Source organism: Nocardioides sp. NPDC057577 (assembly GCF_042801335.1).
GTDB lineage: Bacteria > Actinomycetota > Actinomycetes > Propionibacteriales > Nocardioidaceae > Nocardioides.
The window spans coordinates 36,754-62,598 of record NZ_JBHVGB010000003.1; the positions used below are offsets into that span (position 1 = coordinate 36,754).

22 protein-coding genes and 1 tRNA gene are annotated in these 25,845 nt (G+C 69.5%); 12 read left to right on the top strand and 11 right to left on the bottom strand.

The window, feature by feature from the left end; translation table 11 throughout:
• The first annotated feature begins 174 nt into the window (after positions 1–174).
• Positions 175–253 (top strand) — tRNA-Gln (locus tag ACFU7D_RS01090).
• 148 nt (positions 254–401) lie between these two features.
• Here the strand turns inward: ACFU7D_RS01090 and ACFU7D_RS01095 are convergent.
• Both ACFU7D_RS01095 and ACFU7D_RS01100 read right to left on the bottom strand, forming a co-directional pair.
• Complete coding sequence (locus tag ACFU7D_RS01095; RefSeq protein ID WP_378862158.1) at positions 402–689, bottom strand: hypothetical protein; 288 nt, start codon at positions 687–689, stop codon at positions 402–404.
• A 238-nt stretch (positions 690–927) separates the two neighbouring features.
• Positions 928–1,926, bottom strand: a complete 999-nt coding sequence (locus ACFU7D_RS01100; RefSeq protein ID WP_378862161.1) for a hypothetical protein — start codon at positions 1,924–1,926, stop codon at positions 928–930.
• A 403-nt stretch (positions 1,927–2,329) separates the two neighbouring features.
• On the opposite strand from ACFU7D_RS01100, the gene ACFU7D_RS01105 reads away from it, so the two are divergent.
• A complete protein-coding gene (locus ACFU7D_RS01105; protein WP_378862164.1) occupies positions 2,330–2,617 on the top strand; it encodes a DUF1330 domain-containing protein in 288 nt (95 codons plus the stop codon).
• A 27-nt stretch (positions 2,618–2,644) separates the two neighbouring features.
• On the opposite strand, the gene ACFU7D_RS01110 is transcribed toward ACFU7D_RS01105, so the two are convergent.
• The gene (locus tag ACFU7D_RS01110) at positions 2,645–3,427 is read right to left on the bottom strand and encodes an alpha/beta fold hydrolase (RefSeq protein WP_378862167.1); all 783 of its coding nucleotides are present in this window, start codon (positions 3,425–3,427) and stop codon (positions 2,645–2,647) included.
• A gap of 108 nt (positions 3,428–3,535) precedes the next feature.
• Between ACFU7D_RS01110 and ACFU7D_RS01115 the strand changes: the two genes are divergently transcribed.
• The 4 genes from ACFU7D_RS01115 (at position 3,536) to ACFU7D_RS01130 (ending at position 6,614) form a co-directional block, all read left to right on the top strand.
• A complete protein-coding gene (locus ACFU7D_RS01115; protein WP_378862169.1) occupies positions 3,536–4,135 on the top strand; it encodes a hypothetical protein in 600 nt (199 codons plus the stop codon).
• A gap of 199 nt (positions 4,136–4,334) precedes the next feature.
• Positions 4,335–4,766, top strand: coding sequence for an adenylyltransferase/cytidyltransferase family protein (locus ACFU7D_RS01120; protein ID WP_091052540.1), 432 nt, complete (start codon positions 4,335–4,337; stop codon positions 4,764–4,766).
• Complete coding sequence (locus tag ACFU7D_RS01125) at positions 4,763–6,376, top strand: class I SAM-dependent methyltransferase (RefSeq protein ID WP_378862172.1); 1,614 nt, start codon at positions 4,763–4,765, stop codon at positions 6,374–6,376. Before ACFU7D_RS01120 ends, ACFU7D_RS01125 begins: the two co-directional genes overlap by 4 nt.
• Position 6,377: 1 nt before the next feature.
• Entirely contained in the window at positions 6,378–6,614 is a 237-nt protein-coding gene (locus ACFU7D_RS01130) for a DUF6752 domain-containing protein (RefSeq protein ID WP_378726444.1), read from the top strand.
• 5 nt (positions 6,615–6,619) lie between these two features.
• Here ACFU7D_RS01130 and ACFU7D_RS01135 read toward each other — a convergent pair whose 3' ends face one another.
• Together ACFU7D_RS01135 and ACFU7D_RS01140 are read right to left on the bottom strand one after the other, a co-directional pair.
• Complete coding sequence (locus ACFU7D_RS01135; RefSeq protein ID WP_378726446.1) at positions 6,620–7,258, bottom strand: two-component system response regulator; 639 nt, start codon at positions 7,256–7,258, stop codon at positions 6,620–6,622.
• Complete coding sequence (locus ACFU7D_RS01140; RefSeq protein ID WP_378862175.1) at positions 7,255–12,036, bottom strand: HAMP domain-containing protein; 4,782 nt, start codon at positions 12,034–12,036, stop codon at positions 7,255–7,257. The genes ACFU7D_RS01135 and ACFU7D_RS01140 overlap by 4 nt, the downstream gene beginning before the upstream one ends.
• Before the next feature lie 177 nt (positions 12,037–12,213).
• On the opposite strand from ACFU7D_RS01140, the gene ACFU7D_RS01145 reads away from it, so the two are divergent.
• Positions 12,214–14,349, top strand: a complete 2,136-nt coding sequence (locus ACFU7D_RS01145; RefSeq protein WP_378862178.1) for a SpoIIE family protein phosphatase — start codon at positions 12,214–12,216, stop codon at positions 14,347–14,349.
• On the opposite strand, the gene ACFU7D_RS01150 is transcribed toward ACFU7D_RS01145, so the two are convergent.
• The gene (locus tag ACFU7D_RS01150; RefSeq protein ID WP_378726452.1) at positions 14,336–15,178 is read right to left on the bottom strand and encodes a helix-turn-helix transcriptional regulator; all 843 of its coding nucleotides are present in this window, start codon (positions 15,176–15,178) and stop codon (positions 14,336–14,338) included. The genes ACFU7D_RS01145 and ACFU7D_RS01150 overlap by 14 nt on opposite strands.
• A gap of 102 nt (positions 15,179–15,280) precedes the next feature.
• On the opposite strand from ACFU7D_RS01150, the gene ACFU7D_RS01155 reads away from it, so the two are divergent.
• The 4 genes from ACFU7D_RS01155 to ACFU7D_RS01170 all read left to right on the top strand — a co-directional run bounded on the left by ACFU7D_RS01155 (position 15,281) and on the right by ACFU7D_RS01170 (position 19,148).
• Positions 15,281–16,039 carry an SDR family oxidoreductase gene (locus tag ACFU7D_RS01155; protein WP_378862182.1) on the top strand — a complete coding sequence of 253 codons (759 nt, stop codon included), beginning with the start codon at positions 15,281–15,283 and terminating at the stop codon, positions 16,037–16,039.
• A 43-nt stretch (positions 16,040–16,082) separates the two neighbouring features.
• Positions 16,083–17,549 (top strand): bifunctional UDP-N-acetylglucosamine diphosphorylase/glucosamine-1-phosphate N-acetyltransferase GlmU, encoded by a 1,467-nt coding sequence (glmU, locus tag ACFU7D_RS01160; RefSeq protein WP_378862185.1) that lies wholly within the window; start codon positions 16,083–16,085, stop codon positions 17,547–17,549.
• 74 nt (positions 17,550–17,623) lie between these two features.
• Positions 17,624–18,598 carry a ribose-phosphate diphosphokinase gene (locus ACFU7D_RS01165; protein ID WP_378726458.1) on the top strand — a complete coding sequence of 325 codons (975 nt, stop codon included), beginning with the start codon at positions 17,624–17,626 and terminating at the stop codon, positions 18,596–18,598.
• 10 nt (positions 18,599–18,608) lie between these two features.
• Complete coding sequence (locus ACFU7D_RS01170; protein WP_378862190.1) at positions 18,609–19,148, top strand: putative immunity protein; 540 nt, start codon at positions 18,609–18,611, stop codon at positions 19,146–19,148.
• Here the strand turns inward: ACFU7D_RS01170 and ACFU7D_RS01175 are convergent.
• Complete coding sequence (locus tag ACFU7D_RS01175; RefSeq protein ID WP_378862193.1) at positions 19,135–19,605, bottom strand: NUDIX domain-containing protein; 471 nt, start codon at positions 19,603–19,605, stop codon at positions 19,135–19,137. The genes ACFU7D_RS01170 and ACFU7D_RS01175 overlap by 14 nt on opposite strands.
• 388 nt (positions 19,606–19,993) lie before the next feature.
• On the opposite strand from ACFU7D_RS01175, the gene ACFU7D_RS01180 reads away from it, so the two are divergent.
• Positions 19,994–21,268: a DUF222 domain-containing protein gene (locus ACFU7D_RS01180; protein ID WP_378862196.1), complete on the top strand. Its 1,275-nt coding sequence runs from the start codon at positions 19,994–19,996 to the stop codon at positions 21,266–21,268.
• A gap of 366 nt (positions 21,269–21,634) precedes the next feature.
• Here the strand turns inward: ACFU7D_RS01180 and ACFU7D_RS01185 are convergent, their stop codons facing one another.
• Genes ACFU7D_RS01185 through asnB form a run of 4 tightly spaced genes read right to left on the bottom strand, consistent with a single transcriptional unit; the run spans position 21,635 to position 25,661 of the window.
• Entirely contained in the window at positions 21,635–21,970 is a 336-nt protein-coding gene (locus ACFU7D_RS01185) for an ArsR/SmtB family transcription factor (RefSeq protein ID WP_378730864.1), read from the bottom strand.
• Positions 21,971–21,984: 14 nt separating this feature from the next.
• On the bottom strand, positions 21,985–22,632 hold the full coding sequence (locus ACFU7D_RS01190; RefSeq protein ID WP_378862199.1) for an SRPBCC family protein: 648 nt from the start codon (positions 22,630–22,632) through the stop codon (positions 21,985–21,987).
• A 15-nt stretch (positions 22,633–22,647) separates the two neighbouring features.
• Entirely contained in the window at positions 22,648–23,664 is a 1,017-nt protein-coding gene (gene nadE, locus ACFU7D_RS01195; RefSeq protein ID WP_378862202.1) for an NAD(+) synthase, read from the bottom strand.
• The gene (asnB, locus tag ACFU7D_RS01200; RefSeq protein ID WP_378862204.1) at positions 23,661–25,661 is read right to left on the bottom strand and encodes an asparagine synthase (glutamine-hydrolyzing); all 2,001 of its coding nucleotides are present in this window, start codon (positions 25,659–25,661) and stop codon (positions 23,661–23,663) included. The genes nadE and asnB overlap by 4 nt, the downstream gene beginning before the upstream one ends.
• Positions 25,662–25,845 lie beyond the last annotated feature (184 nt).

Below are 25,845 nucleotides of genomic sequence, written 5' to 3' on the forward strand. Positions count from 1 at the left end.
TCCTCGAAACGGTGTGCCGCGCCCGCCGACATCGCGTCGAGGAGACGGGGTGCGACACGGACGGTGGACTCGACGATAGCGCGCTCCGCCCAGCCCGGCGATGGATCATGCTGAGTCAGTGCGGTGTGCACAGCCTTTGCCGTCTACAGTTGTCCCGTGCGTTTCGGCGTACGTTCCCCGGTTGGTCTGCCGGCAGGGCCCGCCTGACTTTGAATCAGGACTAGCGACGTAGGTTCGACTCCTACCCGGGGAGCAGAAATCCCGCTCTGAACTGCGCCTTTGCAGAGCCAGGCGGGCCTTCTCGTTCCGGATGGCACACGAGGATGGCACACGACGGATCAGATTCGGTCCCGGTTGCTCGCCCTGGTCGACACCAACCGGTGAAGCCGAGCGGTCCAAGGTCAGAAGTAATCCACGGCGCGCTCGATTTGATCGAAGTCGGAGAGAAGTAGTTCCGCAGAGACTGTGGACGGGAGAGCGTGCACCTCGAGGCGGGTTTCAGCGCAAAGATCGGCGAGGGTAACTCCGAGGCGCATCACCGCAGTCCGTCCGGCCATCGTGTTGGGATCAGCGCCGACCAGCGGAGCGGCGGCCTCCATAATCCCCTTGTCACCACGCGAGCGCACGTCATCGAGCGCGTCCAGCCAGCGCCGAAGGCGCCCTGCCGGGTTGCCCATGTTCGGCTCCACGCCCGCGAACGTAGAAGGGCGGTTGATTGAGCCCGTCGCGGTCCGACTGGGGGTACCCAAATTTGGGGACGCCGACTCCGGGCGGGGGCGTGCGTCCGAGGACAAGCCACTTGGCGACGCCGGCGAACAGTGCCCGCATCCGCTCTTCGGCTCCCTTTACGTACTGTCTCCTGTTGGCAGGTAACCGCCTAAGTCGCGTACACGGGCATCGAAAAACGCCGCGGGCGCGGCCGTCCGGCTAGTTCCACTCGCGGGCGAGCCGGTTGCGACGGTCCTCTTCTCGCTTGGAGTAGGCGGCCGCGCGGATCGCTTCGTCCGACTCCAGCCCGCTGCCCAGCGCGCCGCCGACAGTGGCCGCCGACGCGACGAACCAACTCAGGACGAACAGGTCCCCGTAGCCAAGCGACATGCGGAGGTAGCCGCCCATGATGGCGGGGTCGAGGACGAACAGCGCCCACACCAGGTTCAGGACGTAGAGCGCGATATAGCAGATGATCACCCCGGCGGTCAGGGTCACCAGCGTCGAGGTGTTGTAGAGACGCGACCTCTCCCGGGCTTGAGCGGAGTTGTCGTCCGGCCTGTCCCACAGTCCACCGTCGAGGACGAGCCAACCGACGACGAGGGCGATCGAGGCGATCGATGCGATGACGAGGCGCCACCAGGACAGCGACCCGGCCAACAGCCACACGGTGGAGTTGATGGTGGCGATGGCCCCTGTCGTGAGTGCCGCGACCAGCGCTGTCTTGAGCCCGGGCACAAGCAGCCACGGCCGGTTGGCGAGAACCATGCCCAGGAGCAGCCGCCAGCGGCCACTGCGCCGAGGCAGCGGCACTCGGTGCCCGTTCTCGGAGGTGGGGTCGGCCATCCCGCTGACGACGTCGCGCAGTGCGTGTCTACTGCGCTTGTGCATGCGAAGGCCGCCGAGCGCGGGCAGCGACAGCACCGCCGTCCGTTGCTGCGGGTCGGTGTCGACCAGCAGGTATCGGCCGTCGCCGCCGCGAAGGGGGAGCTCGGTGAGCCCGACGACCACGTCCCAGTGACGTTCCTGAGCCCGATCCGTCAGCCGTGACAGCGCGGCCTCCACGTCCTCGCAAGCGACCGTGAACGGCTCACTGACTACCTCGATGTCCCAGTCGCGCCGATCCTCGCGGTTCGGCCGATAGCGGTCGCCGAACGCGCGCGCGATCTGAGTGGGCTTGGCGGGGTCGGCTACGAGGCCGACTTGAAGTGGCGTCATTCTGCCGAGGTACCCACGCCGCTCGCAGAAGACACCTCGGCAGATGGGTCGACTGCCTGCACGGGCTCGGAAGGAAAGGATCCGCTCATCGGCATGAGAGTGCGTCCGGCACGCGGCGAACTGGGCTACTCGCTCGGGGGGTAGGTCGTTCGGAACGTCCATACGGCCCGAGAAGGCCAGGGGTTCGAATCACCACGCTGGTGATCTAGGAGTCGCCAACCTGGACGGCACACAAGCGGCACACCGACCTAGACGCAGTCGCCGCTACTCAGTGGCACTCGTTCCCGCTCGGAGGCAGGTGAGAGCGTGCCTTTGAATCAGGACTAGCGACGTAGGTTCGACTCCTACCCGGGGAGCAGAAGCGGCCGCGGCTGGTCCGCCGCAGCATGGCAGAGTACCGGCCATGACCGCGTACTGGGTGAGCGTCTATCAGGAGATCCGCGACGAGCAGAAGATGGCCGCCTACTCGGCACTTGCTGGACCTGCGTTGAAGGCGGCGGGAGGCAGGATCATCGCGCGCGATCTCCCGGCGAAGGTCTATGAGGCCGGCATCGAACAGCGCGTGGTCATCATCGAGTTCGACTCCGTCGAGGCCGCGACCGCCGCGCACGACAGCCCCGCGTACCAAGAGGCCCTCGCGGCGCTCGGCGACGGCGTCGAGCGGGAGATCCGCATCGTTCCCGGGGTGTAGCCCACGCCGAGAGCCCCACGGCACGGTTCACGCGGCGTGGCGGCGGAGGAAGCCGCGGAGGATGTCGTTGAACGCCTCCGGGGCCTCGAGGCTGCTGACGTGGCCGCAGTCGGGGATGACGGCGAGGTCCGCGCCGGGAATCCGGCGCTCGAACTCGTGGGCGACGGACAGTGGTGAGCGGGCGTCGAGGGCGCCCCAGACGAGCTGGGTGGGCACCTGGATCGTGGCGAGGACGTCGGTCAGGTCGGCGTGAGCCATCGCGGTGAGGGCGGTGAGCATGCTGTGGCGGCGTACGTCGGCGGACATCGCCTCCAGCAACGGTACGAACGCCGGCGGGGGAGGGCCGGCGAAGAGTCCTGGGAGGGTTGGGTCGAAGCTGTCCGCTGGCTGGTCGCGCAGGCCGGCGAGGCGGGCGTCGGCCTCGTCGGGGCCGAGGGAGCCGCGCCAGCCGGCGTAGCCGTCGGCGAGAACCAGGCTTCGCGCCACCGCAGGGTGGCGTCGGTAGAGCTCGAGGATGACGGTCACTCCCCAGGAGATCCCGACGAGGGTGCATGGGGCGACGTCCAGGGCGCGGATGAGCCCGGCCAGGGAGTCGCCGTAGTCGCTCAGTGCGAAGTCCGCCGGGACGTCGGACGAGCCGCCGGCGCCCGGCTCGTCCCAGGCGATGACGGTGAACTCGTCGGCGAGGGCGTCGAGCTGGGGTGTCCAGGCCCGGCCGTCCTCGGCGCCGCCGTGGACGAACACGACCGCCGGACCGTTTCCGGCCCGCCGGAAGGCGAGGCGCAACCCGTCGATCTCGACGACATCCATGATCCGACGTTAGCGCGCTCGACGACGTCGTACGCCCTGCCCGAACCCGGGTCCGGGCGGGGGATCCCCTGATGCGCTCGCCGCGCCGATGTTCGTAGCGTCGGGAGCATGTCGATCCTCGCGAGCCAGAAGGGGCCGGTGGCGCCCCCGGCGCGGGCCGCCGGCCCGACCGTCGTCGCCGTCGCGGTGCTGATGGCGTTGGGCTGCCTGGCATTCGCCGGGGCGAACGTGTTCTTCGAGGCCACCGATCGCTTCGCCGAGGGCCGCTATGCCGAGTACGCCGCCGGGCTCTCGGTGATGAACTGGACAGTCACGAGCCTGAAGGTGCTGGGTGCCGCGGTCGCACTGCTGTCGGTGGCCGCACGCCCGGTCCGGTTCGTGACGCCATGGGTCATGTCGGTGCTTCTCTGGGGTGCCTTCGCGACGCTCGCGCTCGACGCGGTCGGCAGCACGGTCGAGGCCGGTGCGATCCTGCTGGGAGCGAGCGGCGACCCGGCCGACCTCGGCCCACGGTCGGTGGCGTACCTCCTCGGATCGGTCGTCTCGGCGGCGGGATTCGGGGTGCTCGCCGTGTCCTACCTGCGGAGGTACGCCGTCTCGAAGGTCACGGTCATCCTGGGCGTGCTCGGTGGCCCGGTACTCCTCGGAATACTGTTCCTGGGCCTTCCCGGACTGCTCGTCCTTCTCGGGGTCATGCCGCCCGGCTGACCCCGGCCGTCGTCATTGATGGCCACGCGCCGTTCATCTTCGTGTAAGGTCGCCGGGCTTCCTGCGTACGTCCGCGTGTCGCGTTGGTGATTGCGGGGACGCGCAGGGTGGTATGGATACTGGCCTGTATCAAGGTCGTGGGGGAGCAGGGTGTAAAGTCGCCCAAACTAATCGACAAACACTTGGAGGAAGCGTGGGCATGGAGCCGATCATCGGTTACGTACCTGGCGTGTTCGATCTCTTCCACATCGGTCACCTCAACATGCTGCGCCAGGCGCGAGAGCGCTGCGACACGTTGATCGCGGGTGTGGTCTCCGACGAGGTCTGCGAGACGACCAAGGGGATCATCCCGACCGTCCCGCTCGTCGAGAGGCTGGAGATCGTCGAGGCGATCGGGATCGTGGACGCGGTCTACGCCGAGCGCACCACCGACAAGGTCGACTCCTGGCGCGAGGTCGGGTTCACCCACCTCTTCAAGGGCGATGACTGGAAGGGCACCGAGAAGGGCGACGCGCTCGAGAAGAAGATGGCGTCGGTCGGTGTCGAGGTCGTCTACTTCCCCTACACGCTCCAGACCAGCAGCACCGCCCTGCGGAAAGCCATCGCGCGAGAGGATGCCCAGGTCTCGTGACCGGCAGTGCCCCCACACCTGGCGGACAGTTCGAGATCTCCGACGATGGGGTCCTTGTCCGGGACTCCTCGACGCCGGTCCTGATCCTCTCCGTCGACGGCCAGTACGTCTGGTCCCTCACCCCCGACCGCGACGGCCACCGGGTCGACTCAGGCACCATGGTGCCGTGGCCGACCGTGCTCACCCGCTTCCTGGACGGCTCCGCGACGGTCACCATCGCCGACTACGACGGCGAGGTGCTCTTCGAGGACAAGGTCGTTCTCGGGTCCGGTGAGGGCAACATCTCGATCGTCGACGGCAGCGGCAACCCGCTCAGCGTCGACAAGGTCGGCCACCTGACCCGCTCCTTCGAGGCCACCGACGAAAGCATCCGCGCGGAGATCCTCGACGGCACCCAGCGCGTCCTCGCCGACCTCCGCGACGTGGTCGGCGTCGAGGCCTACCTCAACTACGGCGCGCTCCTCGGCGCGATCCGCGAGGGCCGGATGCTCGGCCACGACTCCGACACCGACGTCTGCTACCTCTCCAAGCACACCTTCCCCGCCGAGATCATCTCCGAGTCGTACGCCATCGAGCGCACGATGCGCGAGCGCGGCTGGAGCATCCTGCGGATGTCCGGCGGCGACATCAAGGTGCTGCTCGAGGTCTCGGACGGCCGCAAGGTGCACATCGACATCTTCGTGGCGTTCTACGTGCCCGACAAGGACGGCGAGCCGGTCTTCTACCAGCTCGGCAACCGCTCCGGCCGGCTGCGCCGCGAGGCGATCGTGCCGGTCTCGACGATCAACCTGCACGGCTATGACTTCCCGGCTCCCGCCGAGCCCGAGGAGATGCTGGCCTTCATCTACGGCCCGAAGTGGCGCACGCCGGACCCGTCGTTCAAGTACGCGGACCCGCCCGCGGGCGTACGCCGTCTGGACGGCTGGCTGCGCGGTTTCCGCACCGACATGGGGTTCTGGACCGAGTTCCACAACACCCACGGCAGCGAGCTGGAGAGCAAGCAGTCCTACTTCGCGACGCAGGTCGCCAAGCAGCTTCCCGAGGGCGCCAAGGTGGTCGACCTCGGCTCCGGCGCGGTCGGGCGCGACGGTCGCTTCTTCGCCCGCAAGGGACACCAGGTGCACTCGGTGGACTTCTCCCGGGCCGCGGTGGCCGCCGTACGCCGCCGGGCCGAGCGCCACAAGCTTCCGCTGGTCTCCGACCAGCTCATCCTCGGCGAGCTCCGTTCGACGCTGACGCTGGGCGCGCGGCTGGCCCGCGATCCGCACCATCTCTACGCCCGCGACCTGGTCGGCTGCCTCGACAAGGCGGCCCGGCACCAGCTCTGGACCCTGTCGAAGATGGCGCTGCGGCCCGGTGGCGGCAAGCTCTACCTCGAGTTCGCGGCGACCGGTGAGAACCTGCCCGAGCCGAAGCCCGAAGGCCTCGTACGCCGCGTGGACCCCGCGCTCGTCCAGGCCGAGATCGAGGCGGCCGGCGGTGTGGTCGAGCACCTCGAGATCGTCGACGGCCGGGACATGCTCGACGATCCGCTGCCGCGGGTCGCGCGGCTGCGCGCGTCCTGGCCTTCTCCCCAAAATCTGGCACAGCAGTCTGCAGAAGGAAACTGACATGTCCGACGATTCCGGCATCAAGAACATCGCTCGCGGCGCCCGTGACGCGGCCCGTACGCGTGCCTCGCTGGTGCGCCGCATCGAGGCTCTCGAGGCCGAGGTGCAGGAGCAGCGCCAGCTGAACCGGCGCGTCGCCGAGCTGACCGACGTGGTCGCCGAGCTGCTCATCCCGCTGCAGGACGCCGACAAGGAGAAGGCGGAGAAGGTCCTCGCGGCGTACCGCGCGAAGATCTGATCTGATCAGCCCAGCGCTTCGAGGGCCTGCCTGAGGTCATCGATCCGCTGGCTGAGCCGACGGCGGGCATCGCCACCGGGGCCCATGTCGGCACCGACGTCCAGGTCGGCCACAGCCTCCTCGACGCCGGAGAGGCGGGAGCGGAGGTCGGCGACGACGTCGACATCGACCCGGCCGGGCACCGTTGCGCGGCGCTCGTCCAGGGACCGGCGCAGCAGGTCCGCCTGGGTGCTGAGCTTGCGGCTGGCGTGCCACAGGTCGACGAAGACCTGCACCTTCGCGCGCAGCAGCCACGGGTCGAACGGCTTGGCGAGGAAGTCGGCGGCACCGGTCGAGTAGCCGCGATAGGCCAGATGGGTGTCGAAGTCGTTCGCGGTCAGGAAGATGATCGGGACGTCCTTGGTGCGCTCCCGCGCCTTGATCCGCGAGGCCGTCTCGAAGCCGTCCATCCCGGGCATCTGGGCGTCGAGCAGGATCAGCGCGAAGTCGTCGTGGAGCAGGGCGCGCAGCGCGTCCTCGCCGGATCCCGCGCGTACGAGGGTCTGGTTGAGCGAGCCGAGGATGGCCTCAAGCGCGACCAGATTGGCGGCACGGTCGTCGACGAGCAGGATCTTGGCCGTCCCCTCCAGATGGCGATCACTCATGAGAGCCACAACCGGAACAGCGAGAGCAGGTCGGCGACGTCGACCGGTTTGGTGATGTACTCCGAGGCCCCGGCGGCGAGGCTGTCCTCGCGGTCACCGGTCATCGCCTTCGCGGTCAGCGCGATCATCGGCAGGCTCTTGAACTGCGGGATGTCCCGGATCAGGCGCATCGCGGTCAGGCCGTCCATGCCCGGCATCATGATGTCCATCAGCACGAGGTCGACACCCGGCTCCCGCTGGAGCGCCTCGATCCCGGCCTCCCCGGACTCCGCGTAGATGACGTCGATGCCGTGCTGCTCGAGCGCGCTGGTGAGCGCGAAGACGTTGCGTACGTCGTCGTCGACGATCAGGATCCTTCGACCCACGAACTGGCCGTTCGGGTCGGCCGGCTCGGGGACGTACGATCTGGAGGGCTGGGGCCCAGGTCTGCCCAGCAGCACGCTCACGTCGTCGATCGCCTCCTCGGTGGTGGCCGGTGTCCTGAGGGTCATCGCCTGGGTGTACCTGTCCAGCCGGCTCTGCTCGGCCTTGGTCACCTCGCCGACCCTGCTCAGCACGACGGGGATGTTCTTGGTGCGCTTGTGGGTGCGCATCCAGCGGAGTACGTCGAAGCCTCCTTCCGCCGGCGGAAGGTCCAGGACCACACAGTCGACGTCGCGGTCGGCCAGGACCGCCTGAGCCTCCTCGGGCGATGTGCCGAAGACCGTCTCGACCTCGTCGACCGAGCCGAACAGGGCCTCCACGACGGCGCTGGTGCCGGGGCCGGACTCGTCGCTGCCGCCGCTGAGGACCAGCAGGACCTGGTCGGCTCTCCTGTCGGTCGCACTCTGCTCGTCGACAGCAGGGGTGGCGGGCTGGGCGTCGACCGTCTCGAAGCTGATCCTGGGGACGTACAGGGTGAAGGAGCTGCCGTGGCCGGGCTCGCTCTTGACCTGGATCTCGCCGCCGATCAGGTGGGCGACCTCGCGGCTGATCGACAGGCCGAGGCCGGTGCCGCCGAACTTGCGGCTGATCGTGCCGTCGGCCTGCTGGAACGCCTCGAAGATGACTCTCAGCTTCTCCGGGGGGATGCCGATGCCGGTGTCGACCACCGAGAACGCCAGCACCGAGTCGGCCTGCTGCAGGCGCGATGTCGAGAAGCGTTCGCCGGAGGCGTTGCGGATCAGCAGCCGGACACCGCCGCCGTCGGTGAACTTCACCGCGTTGGAGAGCAGGTTGCGCAGCACCTGCTGCAGACGGTGCTGGTCCGAGCGGAGCACGCGGGGCACGTCGGGGTCGACGCTGACGATGAAGTCGAGGTCCTTCTCCGCGGTCAGCGGTCGGAAGGTCGCCTCGACGTACTCGACCACCGAGGTCACCGCGACGTCGGTGACATGGACGTCCATCTTCCCCGCCTCGACCTTGGACAGGTCGAGGATGTCGTTGATCAGCTGGAGCAGGTCGGTGCCGGCACCGTGGATGGTGCGGGAGTATTCGACCTGGCGGGAGTTGAGGTTGCCGTCGACGTTGTCGGAGAGCAGCCGGGCCAGGATGAGCAGCGAGTTGAGCGGCGTACGCAGCTCGTGCGACATGTTGGCCAGGAACTCGGACTTGTAGCGGGACGAGAGGGCGAGCTGCTCGGCGCGCTCCTCCAGGCCACGCCGGGCGTCCTCGATCTCGAGGTTCTTGATCTCGATCGCCTGGTTCTGGTCGGCCAGCTGGCGCGCCTTCTCCTCGAGGGCGGCGTTGGACTGCTGCAGCTCCACCTGCTGACGCTCGCCCTCGTCCTGCTTGTCCTGCAGCTCGGCGGCGAGCCGCTGCGACTCGACCAGCAGCTCCTCGGTGCGCGAGCTGGCCATGATCGCGTTGAGCGAGACCCCGATCGACTCGGCGAGCTGCTCGAGGAACTGCATGTGGACGGTGCTGAACGGCCGGAACGAGGCGAGCTCGACGACGCCGATCACCTTCTCCTCGAAGACCACCGGGAGCACCACGATCGAGGTCGGGGCGGCCGACCCGTGGCCGGAGGAGATCCGCAGGAAGTCGGCAGGCACGTCGCGGACGATGATCGGCTGCCGGTCGTAGGCGGCCTGCCCGACCAGGCCCTCGCCGACGGCGAAGACGTCGGGGACGTCGGGGCCGGGCTGGTAGCCGTAGGAGGCGATGCGGCGCAGGACCTTGGGGCCGCCGTACTCGGAGGTCTGGTCGGTGAGGAAGATCGAGCCCTGCTGCGCGCCGACCAGCGGGGTGAGCTCGGAGACGATCAGCCGGGCGACCTCGAGCAGGTCGCGCCCGCCCTGCATGTGGCCGGTGAACCGGGCCAGGTTGGTCTTGAGCCAGTCCTGGTCCTCGTTGGCCCTGGTCGTCTCGCGGAGCGAGTCGATCATCTCGTTGAGGTTGTCCTTCAGGTCGGCCACCTCGCCGGCGGCGCCGACGGTGATCTGCCGGCTCAGGTCGCCCTGGGTCACCGCGGCGGAGACCTCGGCGATCGCGCGGAGCTGGGTGGTCAGCGTGAGGGCGAGCTGGTTGACGTTCTCCGTCAGCCCGCGCCAGGTGCCGGAGACGTCGGCGACCTCGGCCTGGCCACCGAGCTTGCCCTCGGTGCCGACCTCGCGGGCGACACGGGTGACCTCGTCGGCGAACGACCCGAGCTGGTCGACCATGGTGTTGATGGTCGACTTGAGCTCGAGGATCTCGCCGCGGGCGTCGACGGTGATCTTCTGGGTGAGGTCGCCGCGGGCGACCGCGGTGGTGACCTGGGCGATGTTGCGGACCTGGGAGGTCAGGTTGGAGGCCATCGAGTTGACCGAGTCGGTCAGGTCCTTCCAGGTGCCCGAGACGTCGTGCACGTCGGCCTGGCCGCCGAGGCGGCCCTCGGTGCCGACCTCGCGGGCGACGCGGGTGACCTCGGCGGCGAAGGAGGAGAGCTGGTCGACCATGGTGTTGATGGTCGACTTGAGCTCGAGGATCTCGCCGCGGGCGTCGACGGTGATCTGCCGGCTCAGGTCGCCGCGGGCCACCGCGGTGGTGACCTGGGCGATGTTGCGGACCTGGGCGGTCAGCGTGCCGGCCATGAAGTTCACCGAGTCGGTCAGGTCACGCCAGGTTCCGGAGACGCCGGGCACCGCAGCCTGGCCGCCGAGCTGACCCTCGCCACCGACCTCGCGGGCGACGCGGGTGACCTCGTCGGCGAAGGAGGAGAGCTGGTCGACCATGGTGTTGACGGTGGTCTTGAGCTCGGCGAGCTCGCCGCGTACGTCGACGGTGATCTTCTGGGAGAGGTCGCCGCCTGCGACGGCGGTGGTGACCTGGGCGATGTTCCGGACCTGGTTGGTCAGGTTGGTCGCCATGGAGTTGACGGAGTCGGTGAGGTCCTTCCACCGGCCGCCGACGCCCGGCACCTCGGCCTGGCCGCCCAGCTTGCCGTCGGTGCCGACCTCGCGGGCGACGCGGGTGACCTCGTCGGCGAAGGCGGAGAGCTGGTCGACCATGGTGTTGACGGTGGTCTTGAGCTCGGCGAGCTCGCCACGTACGTCGACGGTGATCTTCTGGGAGAGGTCGCCGCCGGCCACCGCGGTGGTGACCTGGGCGATGTCGCGGACCTGGTTGGTCAGGTTGGAGGCCATCGAGTTCACCGAGTCGGTGAGGTCCTTCCACCGGCCGGCCACGCCGGGAACCTCGGCCTGACCTCCGAGGATGCCCTCGGTGCCGACCTCGCGGGCGACACGGGTGACCTCGTCGGCGAAGGTCTGCAGGGTGGCCGTCATCGAGTTGAGCGTCTCGGCCAGCTCGGCGACCTCGCCGCGCGCGGTGACCGTGATCTGCTGCGACAGGTCGCCGAGGGCGACGGCCTTGGCGACCGAGGAGATCCCGCGCACCTGAGAGGTCAGGTTGGAGGCCATCGTGTTGACCGAGTCGGTCAGGTCACGCCAGGTGCCGGATACGCCGCGGACGTCTGCCTGGCCGCCGAGGCGGCCCTCGGTGCCGACCTCGCGGGCGACACGGGTGACCTCTGCGGCGAACGAGGACAGCTGGCTGACCATCCGGTCGACGGTGTCCTTGAGCTGCGCCATCTCGCCGGAGACCTCGATCGTGACCGTGCGGGACAGGTCGCCGTTGGCGACCGCCGTGGTCACCTCGGCGATGTCGCGGACCTGGGCGGTCAGCTTCGACGACATGGTGTTGACCGCGTCGACGAGGTCGCGCCAGGTGCCCGACGCGTTGCGCACGCGGGCACGGCCGCCGAGCTTGCCCTCGGTGCCGACCTCGCGGGTGACCCGGGCGATCTCCTCGGTGATCGTGGCGAGCTGGGTGACCAGGCCGTTCACGCTCTTGGCGACCAGCAGCGGGTCGCCCTTGAGGGCGCGGCTGCCATGGCGTACGGCCATCGTCTGGGTCAGGTCACCGGCGGAGACCGCGGCGACGACCCGGGCGACCTCGGCGGTCGGGCGGGCCAGGTCGGCGACCAGGTTGTTGGCGTCCTCGACGGCACCGGCCCAGGTGCCGCCGCCGATGCTCGGCCGGAGCCGCTCGTCGTGGTGGCCGTCGCGGCCGGCCTCACGACGCACGCGCGCGAGCTCGTCGGTCAGGTGGCTCAGCCGCTCGGCGATCTCGTTGTGGACGGAGGCGAGGTCACCCAGCGGCCCGTCGACAGGCTCGAGTCTGCCGCTGAAGATCCCGTCGCGCATCGCGGTCATCGCGTCCTTGAGCCGGCGCAACGCGATCGGATCGACCGCCACCTGCTCAGGACGTGCGGAGTCGGCCGGCATATCGGCCGATGTGCCCGACGCTGACGGCATTTCGCCTCCTATCGCGCGGAGTCGCGCGTCTTCTGAAGTGTCGCACCCATCGGCTCCCTGGGGCTGACAAAATGATCGTTCCCCACCGATTCTGGTCATTCCTTGACCTACCTGGGATTTTCCTTCGCCTGATCAGTGCGTTTCCGGCGGCAAACGGGTGCAGAATCGTCGGTGGCCATGAGCACCGGAGTCAAGACGCTCTCGCGCACCTTCGAACCGGCACCTACGTCGGTCTCCGAAGCGCGCCGTTTCGCGCGCAAGGTGCTGGCCGAATGGGGCCTCGAGGACCTCGTCGACGACGCCATCCTGCTGACCAGCGAGCTGGTCACCAACGCCGTCACCCACGCCGGCACGCCAATGACCGTCGTGGTCGTACGCGAGGTGGACCGGCTCCGGATCGACGTCGTCGACCAGCACCCGACCCGGGTGCTCCCGCTCGGTGTCAACGCCCACCCCGGCACCGGCGAGCACGGCCGCGGGCTGCTCATCACCTCGGCGCTGGCCACGTCCTGGGGTGTGGAGTACCGCAAGGACCACAAGCGGGTCTGGGCCGCGTTCGCGCTGGTGGAGGAGACCCTCGGCGCCGAGGCGCCCGCCGGTGACGGGCCGGAGGACCGGGACGTACGCCGCCGGGAGCCCGCCTCCGCCGGCCAGGATCCGCTGGGACTCGCCGGGCTGACGCTCAACCAGCTGCCGCTCGCGGACATGCTCGAGCTGGTGGTGGAGCAGACCCGGGACCTGTTCGGTGCCGATGCCGCGTACCTCCTGCTCGAGGACGAGATGGAGGACCGGTTCGTGGTGGCTGCCACGAGCGGGGCGGCGGCCGCGATCCAGGGGCGGAGCGTACGCCGCGGCGAGGCCGGTGCGCCGAGCCTCAAGGCGTCGTTCCGGCCGCTGTCGATCGCCGACCTGCGCGCGACCCCGGTCGAGCTGCTCCGGAGCCTCGAGCTGGGCTCGCTGGTGACCGCGCCGGTGGCCTTCGACGGCCGGGTGATCGGGATGCTGGCGGTCGCCCGGGCCGAGCCGGGCAGCTTCACCACGGAGGACGGTGCGCAGCTGCAGCGGGTCGCGGACTGGGCCGCGCCCAGCGTCGACCGCGCCTCGACCCGGGCCGCGGACAGCGAGCGGCGCGCGTGGCTGGCGTTCCAGAGCGAGGCCAGCGTGATGCTGGCCGCGTCGCTGGATCTGGAGACGACGACGGCGATGACCGGGCAGATCGTGGTTCCGCGGCTGGCGACGTGGTGCGGCATCTACCTCAACGATGCCCGTGACCATCCGCGGCTCCAGTTCGCGTGGCATGCCGACGAGCACCAGCTCGATGCGGTGCGGGACGCGTTGGAGGACGCGGAGCCGGACGGTCCGGAGGCGCCGGCCGCTCCCGACGTCGAGGGTGAGGTCGCGATCCTTCCGCTGGAGGCACGCAACCGGATCATCGGCTGGCTCACCCTGGGGCGGCCGGCCGGTGAGCCGTTGCGTCGCGAGCGCCTGATGGTGGCGGAGGCGGTGTCTCGCCGGGCGGCCCTGGCCATCGACAACGCCCGCGCCCACACCGAGCTGCAGGAGATCGGCCAGTCGCTGCAGCGCAGCCTGCTGCCGGCGGTGCTGCCGGAGATCCCCGGCGTCGACATCGGGGTGGGCTACGAGCCGACGGGGGAGTTCAACGACGCCGGCGGCGACTTCTACGACATCTTCGCGCTCGGTGCGGGGCGCTGGGGCTTCATGGTGGGCGACGTGTGCGGTGTCGGGCCGGAGGCGGCCGCCATCGCCGGGATGTCGCGCCACACGGTGCGGGCGCTGATGCGAGCCGGCATCCCGATCGCGCCGACCCTGGAGCGGCTCAACGCCGCGATCAGCGACGAGGGCCTGCGGGGCCGGTTCATCACGCTCGTGTGCGGCACGCTCGAGGTCACCGCCGCGTCCCGCTTCCGGATGCGGCTCGTCTGCGCCGGCCATCCGCCGCCGTTCCTGGTGACTCGGACCGAGCCCGGTGTCCCGGCCCGCCGGGTCGGCCGGCCGCAGGCGCTCCTCGGGGTGCTCGACTCGGTCGACTACATCGAGGAGGAGGTGACGGTGGCGCGCGGCGACCGGCTCGTCGTCGTCACCGACGGAGTCCTCGAGCGGCGTTCCGGGGACACGATGTTCGAGGAGGCAGGGGTCGAGGCCGTTCTCGCCACGGGGATCGACGTGGGAGCGCAGGCCGTCGCCGACCGGCTGCTGCGGGCGGTCAGCGACTTCTCCTCCTCGCCGCCGTCCGACGACATGGCTGTTCTCGTCCTCGACCTGGCACGGGCGCAGTCTCCTAGGTCGCGCTGAACTCCTCGTGGCCGAGCACCGCGAGCAGCCGGATCTTCTGCTCCGCCTCGCTCCCGGGCACCGGCGTCAGCACCAGCAGGGCCTGGCCCTGGTCCTGGGCGGACAGCACCTGGCAGTCGACGTCGATGCGCCCGACCTGCGGGTGCAGCAGCGTCTTGTGGTCCTCGAACCGGTGGGTGACCTCGTGCCGCTCCCACAGCTCGCGGAACTCTTCGGACCTGGGGAGCAGGAGGCGTACGAGTTCGCCGGCGCGGGAGCTCTCGCCGAGTGCTCCGTAGGCCATCCGCAGGCTCGCCACCAGGCCACGGCCGTGCGTGACGTGGTAGTCCGGCGGGTAGACGTCGCGCGTCGAGGGGTCGGTGAACCAGCGGTAGGCCTCGCAGCGGTCCCAGCCGGTCAGCGCCGCCCGGTCCCCGAAGATCGTGGTCGCGAGCCGGTTGGCGACCAGCGTCTCGCCGAGTGCGGACATGATCATCGCCGGAGTGTCCTCGAGCCGGTCGAGCACGCGCAGCAACGCCGGCGCGACATGGCCGTCCTCGAACGTACGCCGCGGGGCGTTGTGTCCGGCCAGCCGGTAGAGGTGGTCGCGCTCGTCGATGGTCAGGCGTAGCGCCCGGGCGAGCGCGGAGAGCATCTGGTCGGAGGGCTGCGGCCCGCGCTGCTGCTCGAGGCGTACGTAGTAGTCGGTCGACATCCCGGTCAGCGCGGCCACCTCCTCGCGGCGCAGTCCCGGCGTGCGCCGACGGGGCCCGGCGACCAGGCCGACGTCCTGGGGGCGGAGCGCCTCACGGCGGCGTCGGAGGAAGTCGGCGAGGGAGGCGCGGTCCATGTCGACCATCATGCGGCTCCGGTCGGTGCGTATCCAGGGACCGCCGCTCCCACGATCACCAGGTCTCTCCCGCCGGCGCGGACGCCGCCGCAGGGTGGAGGCATGAACATCACCGGAAACACCATCTTCGTCCCCGGAGCGACCTCCGGGATCGGTCTCGCTCTCGCGCTGCGCCTGAAGGAGCGCGGCAACACGGTCATCATCGGTGGCAGGCGTACGTCGCTGCTCTCCGAGCTGGCGCAGGTGCACGGCTTCGAGACCGTCCGCATCGACACCGCCGACGCCGCCTCGATCGCCGAGGCGACCGCCGACGTGGTCACCCGCTTCCCGGAGCTGAACGTGCTCGTCGCGATGGCCGGGATCATGCGCCCCGAGGACTGGACCACGCCGGGCTTCCTCGCCGATGCCGAGGCGACCGTGGTGACCAACCTGCTCGGTCCGATCCGGCTCATCGACGCGCTGGTGCCGCATCTGCGGGAGCGTCCCGGCGCCACGATCCTCACCGTCTCCTCGGGTCTGGCCCACACGCCGCTGCGGTTCACGCCCACCTACAACGCCACCAAGGCGGCGATCCACCAGTTCTCCGAGTCGATCCGGATGCAGCTGGAGCCGATCGGGATCCAGGTCACCGAGCTCGTGCCGCCGGCCGTCCGGACCGCCCTGATGCCGGGCCACGAGAGCTCCGAGCACGCGATGCCGCTGGAGACCTACATCGACGAGGTGATGGCCCTGTTGGAGGCGTCTCCCGAAGCGCATGAGGTGCTCGTGGAGCAGGTCAAGCTGCTGCGCTACGCCGAGGTGCGCGGCGACTACGACCAGATCATCGGGCTCCTCAACGCGGCCGAGGAACGGGTCCGCTGACCCCGGGTCCTCGCTCGATCCGGGGGTCCTAGACTGAGGCAACATGAGCGAGCTCACCGTGATCGTGCTGGCCGCCGGCGGCGGCACCCGGATGAAGTCCAAGACTCCCAAGATGCTCCACCAGATCGCGGGCCGGAGTCTCGTGGGCCATGTCCTGGCCGCGGTCTCGGAGGCCGGCGCGTCCCGTGTCGTCGCGGTCGTGGGCCACCAGCGAGAGCTGGTCGAGCCGCACATCGCCGAGATCCTCCCCGAGGCCGTGATCGCGGTCCAGACCGAGCAGCTCGGCACCGCCCACGCGGTGCGGGTGGCGGTCGAGGCGGGCGCGGTCTCCGGCGGGACCGTCGTGGTGACGTACGGCGACACGCCCCTGCTGCGCGGTGAGTCGCTGCGCGCGCTGGTGTCCGACCACGAGAGCGCCGGGCGGGCCGCGACGATCCTGAGCGGGATCGTGGCCGAGCCGTTCGGCTACGGCCGGATCCTGCGTGCCAGTGGTGGGCCCAGCGCCGGGGTCAGCGGGATCGTCGAGGAGAAGGACGCGACCGACGAGGAGCGGGCGATCACCGAGATCAACTCGGGGATCATCGCCTTCGACGGGGCGTTCCTGGCCGGGGTGCTTCCGCGGATCGGCAACGACAACGCCAAGAAGGAGTTCTACCTCACCGACGCGATCGCGCTGGCGGTCGCCGACGGGCTCGGGGTGGACGCGTTCGTCCTCGACGACGTCAGCGAGGCCGAGGGCGCCAACGACCGGGCCCAGCTCGCGGCGCTCGGGAAGATCCTCAATGAGCGGATCGTGACCCGGTGGATGAAGGACGGGGTGACCGTGATGGACCCGGCCACGACCTGGATCGACGCTGACGTCGAGCTCGCGCCCGACGTCACCATCCTGCCTGGCACCCAGCTGATCGGTGCCACCCGAATCGACGAGGACGCGGTGGTCGGCCCCGACTGCACGCTGAAGGACACCGAGGTCGGCCACGGCGCCCGGGTGGTGCGTACGCAGGCAGAGCTCGCGGTCGTCGGACCCGGTGCCAACGTGGGGCCGTTCTCCTACCTGCGCCCGGGCACGGTGCTCGGCGAGGAGGGCAAGATCGGCGGCTTCGTCGAGGTCAAGAACTCGACCATCGGACCGGGCGCCAAGGTGCCGCACCTGTCCTACGTCGGCGACGCGACGATCGGCGAGGGCACCAACATCGGGGCCGGCACGATCTTCGCCAACTACGACGGGGTCAACAAGCACAAGACCCGGATCGGGCGGCACGTGAAGTCGGGATCGGGTGTGACCTTTGTCGCCCCGGTGGTCGTCGGAGACGGTGCGACGACCGGTGGCGAGGCCCTCATCCGGGAGGACGTTCCGCCCGGTGCGCTGGCCGTCTCCGCAGGTCAGCAGCGGATCATCGAGGGGTGGGCACTGGCGAAGCGGGCAGGCACACCGCAGGCCGCCGCGGCCGAGGAGGCACTCGAGTCGGGCGTACCCATCCTCGGTGAACCCCCGGCGACCGGCGAGTGACCCCCGGGGTTGGGTCCGGCAGCGAAGTTGATGGAGAATCCAAGTGCAGTGACCCCGGGGGTAGGAGCCAGCACATGACCAAGCGCACCACCGAGAAGCAGATGATGCTCTTCAGCGGCCGGGCTCACCCGGTCCTCGCCGAGGAGGTCGCCGACCTGCTCGGCACGAAGCTGACGCCGACCGCGGCCTACGACTTCGCCAACTCCGAGATCTACGTACGCTACGAGGAGTCGGTGCGCGGCTCGGACGCGTTCGTGATCCAGTCGCACACCGCGCCGATCAACCAGTGGCTCATGGAGCACCTGATCATGGTCGACGCGCTGAAGCGCGCCTCGGCCAAGCGGATCACGGTCGTGATGCCGTTCTGGGGCTACTCCCGCCAGGACAAGAAGCACCGCGGTCGCGAGCCGATCTCGGCCCGCCTGGTCGCCGACATGTTCAAGACCGCGGGCGCCGACCGGATCATCTCCGTCGACCTCCACGCCGACCAGCTCCAGGGCTACTTCGACGGTCCCGTCGACCACCTGATGGCGCTGCCGCTGCTGACCGACTACATCAAGGACAAGTACGGCAACCAGCCGCTCGCCGTCGTCTCTCCCGACGCCGGCCGGATCAAGGTCGCCGAGCGCTGGGCTGCGCGGCTCGGTGGGGCGCCGCTGGCGTTCATCCACAAGACCCGCGACATCAACCGGCCCAACGAGACCGTCGCCAACCGCGTCGTGGGCGAGGTCAAGGACCGCATCTGCATCCTCACCGACGACATGATCGACACCGGTGGCACGATCGTGAAGGCCGCCGACGCGCTCATGGCCGACGGCGCCGCCGGCGTGATTATCTGTGCCACCCACGCGATCCTCTCCGACCCCGCCGTCGACCGGCTGAAGAACTCCACCGCCACCGAGGTCGTCATCACGAACACCCTCCCGGTGCCGGAGGAGAAGCAGTTCGACAAGCTCACCACGCTCTCCATCGCCCCCATGCTCGCCCGCGCGATCCGTGAGGTCTTCGAGGACGGCTCGGTGACCTCGATGTTCGACGGTCACGCCTGAGCCTCTCCCCGTGCCGGGCGACTTCGAGCTGACGACCGACGAGCTGCGCGTCGTCGCCCGCTACGTCGCGGAGACCGCTGCCGAGGTCCTGCCGTTGTTCGAGACGGCCGTCCCCGGTGACCCGCGCCCACGGCTCGCGATCGACGCGGCCTGGGAGTTCGTCGGTGGTGCGAGGCGTACGAAGCTGCAGCGCGTCACCTCCTTGGACGCCCATCGGGCCGCCGCCGAGGCGCCGTCCGAGGCGGCTCGGCTGGCTGCCCGGAGCGCCGGCGACGCCGCTGCAGCCGCCTATCTCCATCCGCTCGCCTCCGCGGATCAGGTCGGGCACATCCTGCGGGCCGCGGCGAATGTCGCGCGGATCGCGGAGATCGAGTCCTCGGGTGATCCTGGGGCTGCTCTGGTCTCCTTGGACCGGGCTGTCGCGCGGGCGACTCCTGAGCTGATCGACGTACTCGCACGCTATCCGTCGGCCCCGGCCGGAAAGAGCCGCGTCGCGGAGCTCATGAGGATCCTCGACGAGCGTCTCCGCAGCGCGCTCAGGGGGCGGTGAATCGAGCCGCGATCTCGCCCGAGAGCGCGGCGTCGATCCGGGCCCTGAGCTCATGGTGCATCTCGGGTAGGTCCTCCACCCGGAACCAGCCGACGTCCATGGACTCGTCATCGGCCACGTACGCCTCACCGGAGACCCACGTGCAGCTGAACGTATGGTCCATGTAGACGGCCTGGTCGCCGTTGGGATAGGCCATCGGCGTCGTCGCCCCCACCGAGGCGAGCCGGTCGACCGAGATGTCCACCCCGGTCTCCTCCTTCGCCTCGCGCGCCGCCGCTGTCGCCGGCTGTTCGCCCGGGTCGACGATTCCCGTGATCGGTGTCCACATCCGGTTGTCGGATCGCTGTACCAGGAGGATCTCGTCGTCTCTGCGAACCACCGCTGTCACGCCGGGGAGCCAGAGCATGTCCGTCCCGATCTTGCGGCGGAGGTCGACGATGAAGTCTGGGGTCGGCATGTGGTCACGGTATCCGGGGGTTTGCTTGGGACTGTGGGCCGCCGACCCTTGCTTTGAGGGTCTTCTCGACGGTCCCCGGAGTAAAGGACGGCCTGCGGCCGCCGGCTTCGCCGGCCGCTATCGCGGTCCTTGACACCGGGGCCCGTCGAGAAAGATTTGGCTGGCTATCGGGGCGGCGGCCCGGGTGTGGCGCAGCGCATTCACTCCTGCGGTAGATGGTGTTGATGGGGGTGGAGGGGTGGCCCTTCGGGCCACTTACCATCCACAGAAGCGAGCCTGTTCACTCACCGAGAAAATGGCGCTTGACCTGCACCTATGGGTGGTTAGGTATCCATTCAAGGCGTAGAATCAGGACCATCACAACACACCTCTGAAGGAAGGACTGGCGATGAGTCTCGGGCGCGACATCGACCCCTGGGGAACCAACCCCGGCGATGCGATCGACGCCGCCCTGCAGGCCATCGAGACCGCCCTCCAAGAACTCCTGTCCACTGATCCTGCCTACTGGCGCACGAGCCAGAAGAAGGACCTGCTGGAACGGTTGGAGAAGCTCCAGGCCCAGCAGGCCGCTCTGAAGCTCCGGGTGCTCGCTGCTGCGGGTGATATCGCGGAGGAGACCGGCGCGAAGGATGCCTCGGCGTGGATGCGGGCAGAGTTGTTGGTCGACAAGGGTGCGGCCCGCTCCCAGCTCAAACTTGCGACCAGGGTCGCCAAGTACGACCTCGTCGCAGCCGGTCTGGCCGAAGGCGTGGTGTCCCTGGACAAGGCCCGCGTCATCACCCGGGCGTTGGACAAGGTCCATGCCGACCCTGTCGCGAGTGCCGAAGACCTGGCCCTGGCCGAAAAGCTCCTGGTCGACTACGCCACCCAAATGACGGCGAATCAGCTGCGGATCATCGGCCGAAAGATCCTCACCGAGGTCGACCCCGCCCGATTCGAAGACGCCGAAGCCAAAGCCCTCCTCGCCGAAGAAGAACGCGCCCAACAGAAGACCGCCCTGCGGATCTGGGACAACCACGACGGCACCATCGGGTTCGACGGCGTGCTCCCGACCTCGATCGGGATGCGGTTCAAGCGGCTGGTCGAGGCCTACGCCCAACCCCGCAAACAACAGCTGGTCGGCAAGGGCGCGGCGTTGCCGCCCTGGGAACGGTTGATGGGCCAGGGGTTCTCGCGGCTGTTGGAGACCCTCGACCCCGCCGCCCTGCCCCGCCACGGTGGGGATGCGACCACCCTCAACGTGGTCATCTCGCTCGACGAGCTCCGCAAGGACCTCGGGGTCGCGACCCTGGGCTACGACGAGACCAACGGGGCCACGATCAGCGCGGCCGAGGCCCGGCGGATGGCGTGCAACGCCACCATCATCCCCTGGGTGCTCGGTGGTGATGGTGAGGTCCTCGACGCCGGACGGGCCAGCAGGTTCTTCCAGCCGATCCAACGCAAAGCACTCCGGCTGCGGGCCAAGTGCTGCCAAGCCGAAGGGTGTGACATGCCCCCGGAGTGGTGCGATGCCCACCATCTCGACCCCTGGGCCGCCGGCGGGACGACCAACCTGAAGGACGGGGCATTGCTCTGCCCTCATCATCATCGTCTGGCGCACGCCCCGGCGTACGTGCATGAGCGGTTGCCGGATGGCACCATCCGGTTCACCCGTCGACCCTGAGGTCCGCCAGGGTTCTGATTCATCCTGGCCGGGGTGATCGCCGTGCCGGCCCGTTTCCGCAGGTGTTCCCCGCCGGTGCGGGGACTTCCCCCGGACACCAGCTACAGCCCCAAGCCCGTGCCCAACTGAATCCGCTGCGCCATACCCTCGCCGCCGGCCCGATACAGGCGAAATCTTTCTCGATCGGGTGCCGGGTCAAGGCGATGTATCGAGCTTGTCGAGATGATGGCCGCAGGCCACCGCGAAGCGGCGGGCGAAGCCCGTCCTTGACGCGGCACCCGATCGAGAAACAATCGAAGCAAGGGTCGGCGGCGAACGCCGACACGAAACCACGGCCACCTCAGCGCGCCTTCCTGGAATGCGGCTTCAGTCCCCCGAAGAACCCTTCCGGCGCCCCCGTCGAATCTCGGTGTCGAGAGCGTCCAGGTGTTGGGTCCAGAATCGGCGGAACGGGGTGAGCCAGGCGTCGACCTCGGCCATGGGGCCGGTGTCCAGGGAGTAGATGCGGCGGGTGCCGTCGGGGCGTACGTTGGCGAAGCCGTGTTCGCGCAGGACCTTGAGCTGCATGGAGACGGCGGGTTGGCGGATGCCGAACTCGGCCGAGATGGTCTCGACGATCTCACCCGAGGTGAGGTCGTCGTCGGCGAGGAGCTCGAGGATGCGGCGGCGTACGGGGTCGCCGAGGACGTCGAAGGCGTGCAAGCGACTGTTTCCTGCTACTCCGGCTCCGGCATCGCGGTGTAGGCGGCCACGCAGCGCTCGCCGGCGGCGCGGGCCTGGTCGGGGGAGGTGCCGAAGGCGATGTCGGCCTCGACCCAGGCGGCGGCGGAGCCCTGGGTGTGCTCGATCATCGCGGGCAGCGCGTCGGGGGACATCGGGTCCATCTTCTCGGCCTCGGGGGCGGAGAGGTGGAGGGCCAGGCCGAGCAGCATCTGCTCCCAGCCGATGCCGACGGCGCTGGGGCCGAACTCCTTCCACTGCTCCGGGGGGACGGGGGCGGAGTGCTCGAGGCGGAGCAGCGTGCGGCCACCGGCGGCGGTCAGGGTCGCGTCGACCCACGACAGCATGTCGCCGTAGGCCCAGGTGATCGAGAGCAGCTTCGGGCGGTCGCAGGCGAGGATCTCGCCGCCCGCGTTGCCCTCGAGCTGGTAGCGGCCACCGATCTCGAAGTCGCCGGTGACCGGCATCAGCCAGCGCGGGATGCGCTCCTTGGTGGTCAGCGCGTCCCAGACCTCGTCCGGGTCGGCGTCGTAGCTGCGCTCGACGACGAGCACGCGCAGCTCCTCGCCCCCGCGGGTCGTGGTGGTCAGGGCGCGGTTCACGGCACCGAGGTGGTCGGCAGGGATGAAGGGTGGTGTGGTCATGCCTGCGACGTTATATCAAGAATCCTTGATATTCAACGGGACGTCGTCGACGAGCACGGGGGCGGCGTGGAAGTAGGCGGTGGTACGCCGCTTCTGCTCGATGTCGCGGTAGACGCGCTCGACCTGCTCGACGGTGAGGCCGGTGGCCTCGGCGACCTCGACGGTCGGCACGTCGTGGTTGAGCCCGTAGAGACACAGGTCCATCCGCTGGTAGGGCAGCGAGAAGTAGAACTCCTCCTGCGACTGCTCCAGGGAGTAGGTGTCGGTGGTCGAGGGGCGGGCCTGGATCTCTTCGGGCACGCCGAGGTGGGCGGCCATCGCGTAGACCTGCGACTTGTAGAGATGCGCGATCGGCTTCACGTCGGCGGCGCCGTCGCCGAGCTTCACGAAGAAACCCTGGTCGTACTCGAGCCGGTTCGGGGTGCCGGCGACGGCGTAGTTGAGCCGGTCGGCGTGGAAGTACTCCAGCGCCTTGCGGGCACGCTGCTTGAAGTTGGTGGCCGCGACGATCTCCAGGTAGGCGTCGGTCGTCAGCCGGTGGGTGCTCTGCGCGCCGGACGGGTCCTCGACGACGACCGAGAAGAGCCGGAACGCGTCGGAGTCGACCACGCTGGGCAGCACGATCTTCGACTTCCACCCCGGCCCGTACGCCGGCACGACCCGCCGGATCGCGTCGTCCCGCCGCTGGTAGGCGCCGAGGCCGACCAGGACCGGGGAGATGTCCTCGAGCACCGAGTCGATCCCCAGGGCATCGGTCAGCTTCGTGCTGAACCCGATCGTGTCGTCGGAGGACTCCTGCTCGGGCATGTGCAGCGCGAAGACCCGCTCCGGGCCGAGCGCCTTGACCGCCAGCGCGGCGACCACGCTGGAGTCGATCCCGCCGGAGACGCCGAGCACGATGCCCTTGCGCTTGTTGGCCACCAGGTAGCGGCGGATCGACTCGCCGATCCGGGTCGCCTCCGCCTCCTCGTCGAAGCGGAGCGTCTCCAGTCCGTACGCTGCGTTCTGGCTGGTCGTGGCTGTCTTGTTCATGGCTGGGCCGGGTTCCTTCCGATGGGCTCGAGAGTGCGGTCGAAGACGGTCAGTGGCTCGGGTGGCGTGGTCGGCCCGGCGACCGGCCCCGTGAGCAGCTCGCTGTGCAGCAGCTGGGTGGACAGGACGGCGACCAGCCGCATGTTGTCGGTGTTGCCGAGACGGCGCCCGCCCGTCCGCCGGGCCTTCTCCAGCAGCCGCTGGACGAGCTCCGGCCGGAAGATCCCGGCGGCCTCCAGCGCGGAGCCGGAGGTGACGTCGAAGACCCAGTCCGGGGTGCCGCCGGCGAAGAAGGCCGCGGCGTCGGGCGCCCGATAGGGCTGCTTGGGGCGCCGCAGGATCTCCTCGGGCACCAGGTCGGCGAAGGCGACCTTGAGCAGGTGCTTCTCGTCCATCCCATGGATCTTGTGGTCGGCCGGGACCTGGGAGGCGAGCTCGGCGACGTGCGGGTCGAGGAACGGGAACCGGCCCTCGACCGAGTTGCCCATCAGCATCCGGTCGCCCTGGGAGGCCAGGATGTAGCCCGGCAGCAGGGTCGTCATCTCCAGCCACTGTGCCCTCGACAGCGGGTCCCAGCCGGCCTGCTCGGGCGGCATCGCGGCGACGACGTCGTCGGCCGGGCTCCGGTCGCAGGCCTCGCGGACCTCGGCGGTCAGCATCGAGCGCAGCACGGCCGTCGCATCCCAGCGGGGCCGATGCGAGATCGCCGGGTCGCCGGCGACGATGTTGCGGCCGAAGAAGCTCTTGGCGAAGGCGGGGGCCTGGTGCGGAGAACGCTTCATCCACGGGTACAGTTGCTCCACGGCTGCCTCTGCGGCGGCCGGGTCGCGAGTCCACAGCTCCCGGATCCGCCCCTCGCGGAAGATGTCGTACCCGCCGAGCACCTCGTCACTGCCCTCGCCGGTCACCACCACCTTGAAGCCCGACTCGCGCACGAGGCGGGAGAGCAGGAACATCGGCGCGGGGCCGGTACGCAGCAGCGGACTCTCGGCGTGGCGTACGACGTCGGGGAAGACATCGGCGATGTCGCGCTCGCGTACCACGACGTCCTCGTGCACCGTGCCCAGCTGCTTGGCCATGAGGGTCTGGTAGCTGCCCTCGTCGAACTCGTCGTCGGCGAAGCGCAGCGAGAACGTGTGCAGCGGTACGTCCGTGAACCCCGCGATCGCACCGGCGGTCACCGCGGAGTCGATCCCCCCGGAGAGGTACGCGGCCACCGGCACGTCGCTGCGCTCGAACCGCAGCCGGGTGGCGGCCACCAGCCGCTCCCGCAGCGCCTCGGCGTTGGCGGCCAGATCGGTGCGCGGCTCGCTGCCCCGGGCGGCGAAGGTGGGCGCCCAGAAGCGGGTGGCCACCGGTTCGTGCCCGTCCCGGAAGGTCAGGTAGCTGCCGGGCGGGACCTGCTCGATCCCGCGGAAGACGGTCTGGGGTGCGACCGTGGACCACAGCGTCAGCACCTGGTCGATCGCGGCCGGGTCGAGCTCGCGCGGCACGTCCGGGTCGGCGAACAGCGCCTTCACCTCGGAGGCGAACAACAGCTTCCCGCCGGTCCGCGTGTAGTAGAGGGGACGCACGCCGAACCGGTCCCGGGCGAGCACCAGCTCACCCGTCCGCCGGTCCCAGATCGCCAGCGCCCACTGACCGTTGAACCGGTCGAAGCAGCCCGGACCCCATTCCTCCCAGGCGTGCACGATCACCTCGGTGTCGCTCCGGGTGCGGAAGCGGTGACCGCGGGCACGGAGTTCGGCGGCGAGCTCGACGTGGTTGAAGATCTCGCCGTTGAAGGTGACCCAGACCCGCTCGTCCTCGCCGCACATCGGCTGTACGCCGCCGATCGTGTCCACGATCGCCAGCCGGGTGTGACCCAGCGCGACCCGCTCGTCGCGGTAGTAGCCGCTGCCGTCGGGTCCGCGGTGCGCCAGGGCAGCCAGCATCCGGCGAACGAGGTCGGGGTCAGGCGCCTCGGCGGCGGAGTGGACTCCGCAGATTCCGCACATGGCTCTCCTCGGTAGATGTCTGCGCGTCTGAGCGCCAAGGCTTGTCGGCGCCGACGGGAGAGCGGGGTCCTACCGATGCGTTTATCACCCAATGTCGGCATGTTTCGTGCGGGTGAACGTGCTCCGCCGACGCGGTCAGAACAGTGGGCGTGTGCAAGGACATGGCCGACCCACGTGGGGCCGG

Bases quoted from the DNA above. Each gene is read 5' to 3' on its own strand.
- ACFU7D_RS01100 (WP_378862161.1), bottom strand. From the start codon at position 1,926: ATGACGCCACTTCAAGTCGGCCTCGTAGCCGACCCCGCCAAGCCCACT.
- ACFU7D_RS01110 (WP_378862167.1), bottom strand. From the start codon at position 3,427: ATGGATGTCGTCGAGATCGACGGGTTGCGCCTCGCCTTCCGGCGGGCC.
- glmU (WP_378862185.1), top strand. From the start codon at position 16,083: ATGAGCGAGCTCACCGTGATCGTGCTGGCCGCCGGCGGCGGCACCCGG.
- ACFU7D_RS01140 (WP_378862175.1), bottom strand. From the start codon at position 12,036: ATGCCGTCAGCGTCGGGCACATCGGCCGATATGCCGGCCGACTCCGCA.
- ACFU7D_RS01135 (WP_378726446.1), bottom strand. From the start codon at position 7,258: ATGAGTGATCGCCATCTGGAGGGGACGGCCAAGATCCTGCTCGTCGAC.
- ACFU7D_RS01155 (WP_378862182.1), top strand. From the start codon at position 15,281: ATGAACATCACCGGAAACACCATCTTCGTCCCCGGAGCGACCTCCGGG.
- ACFU7D_RS01115 (WP_378862169.1), top strand. From the start codon at position 3,536: ATGTCGATCCTCGCGAGCCAGAAGGGGCCGGTGGCGCCCCCGGCGCGG.
- ACFU7D_RS01165 (WP_378726458.1), top strand. From the start codon at position 17,624: ATGACCAAGCGCACCACCGAGAAGCAGATGATGCTCTTCAGCGGCCGG.
- asnB (WP_378862204.1), bottom strand. From the start codon at position 25,661: ATGTGCGGAATCTGCGGAGTCCACTCCGCCGCCGAGGCGCCTGACCCC.
- ACFU7D_RS01130 (WP_378726444.1), top strand. From the start codon at position 6,378: ATGTCCGACGATTCCGGCATCAAGAACATCGCTCGCGGCGCCCGTGAC.
- ACFU7D_RS01145 (WP_378862178.1), top strand. From the start codon at position 12,214: ATGAGCACCGGAGTCAAGACGCTCTCGCGCACCTTCGAACCGGCACCT.
- ACFU7D_RS01105 (WP_378862164.1), top strand. From the start codon at position 2,330: ATGACCGCGTACTGGGTGAGCGTCTATCAGGAGATCCGCGACGAGCAG.
- nadE (WP_378862202.1), bottom strand. From the start codon at position 23,664: ATGAACAAGACAGCCACGACCAGCCAGAACGCAGCGTACGGACTGGAG.
- ACFU7D_RS01180 (WP_378862196.1), top strand. From the start codon at position 19,994: ATGAGTCTCGGGCGCGACATCGACCCCTGGGGAACCAACCCCGGCGAT.
- ACFU7D_RS01120 (WP_091052540.1), top strand. From the start codon at position 4,335: ATGGAGCCGATCATCGGTTACGTACCTGGCGTGTTCGATCTCTTCCAC.
- ACFU7D_RS01175 (WP_378862193.1), bottom strand. From the start codon at position 19,605: ATGCCGACCCCAGACTTCATCGTCGACCTCCGCCGCAAGATCGGGACG.
- ACFU7D_RS01150 (WP_378726452.1), bottom strand. From the start codon at position 15,178: ATGGACCGCGCCTCCCTCGCCGACTTCCTCCGACGCCGCCGTGAGGCG.
- ACFU7D_RS01190 (WP_378862199.1), bottom strand. From the start codon at position 22,632: ATGACCACACCACCCTTCATCCCTGCCGACCACCTCGGTGCCGTGAAC.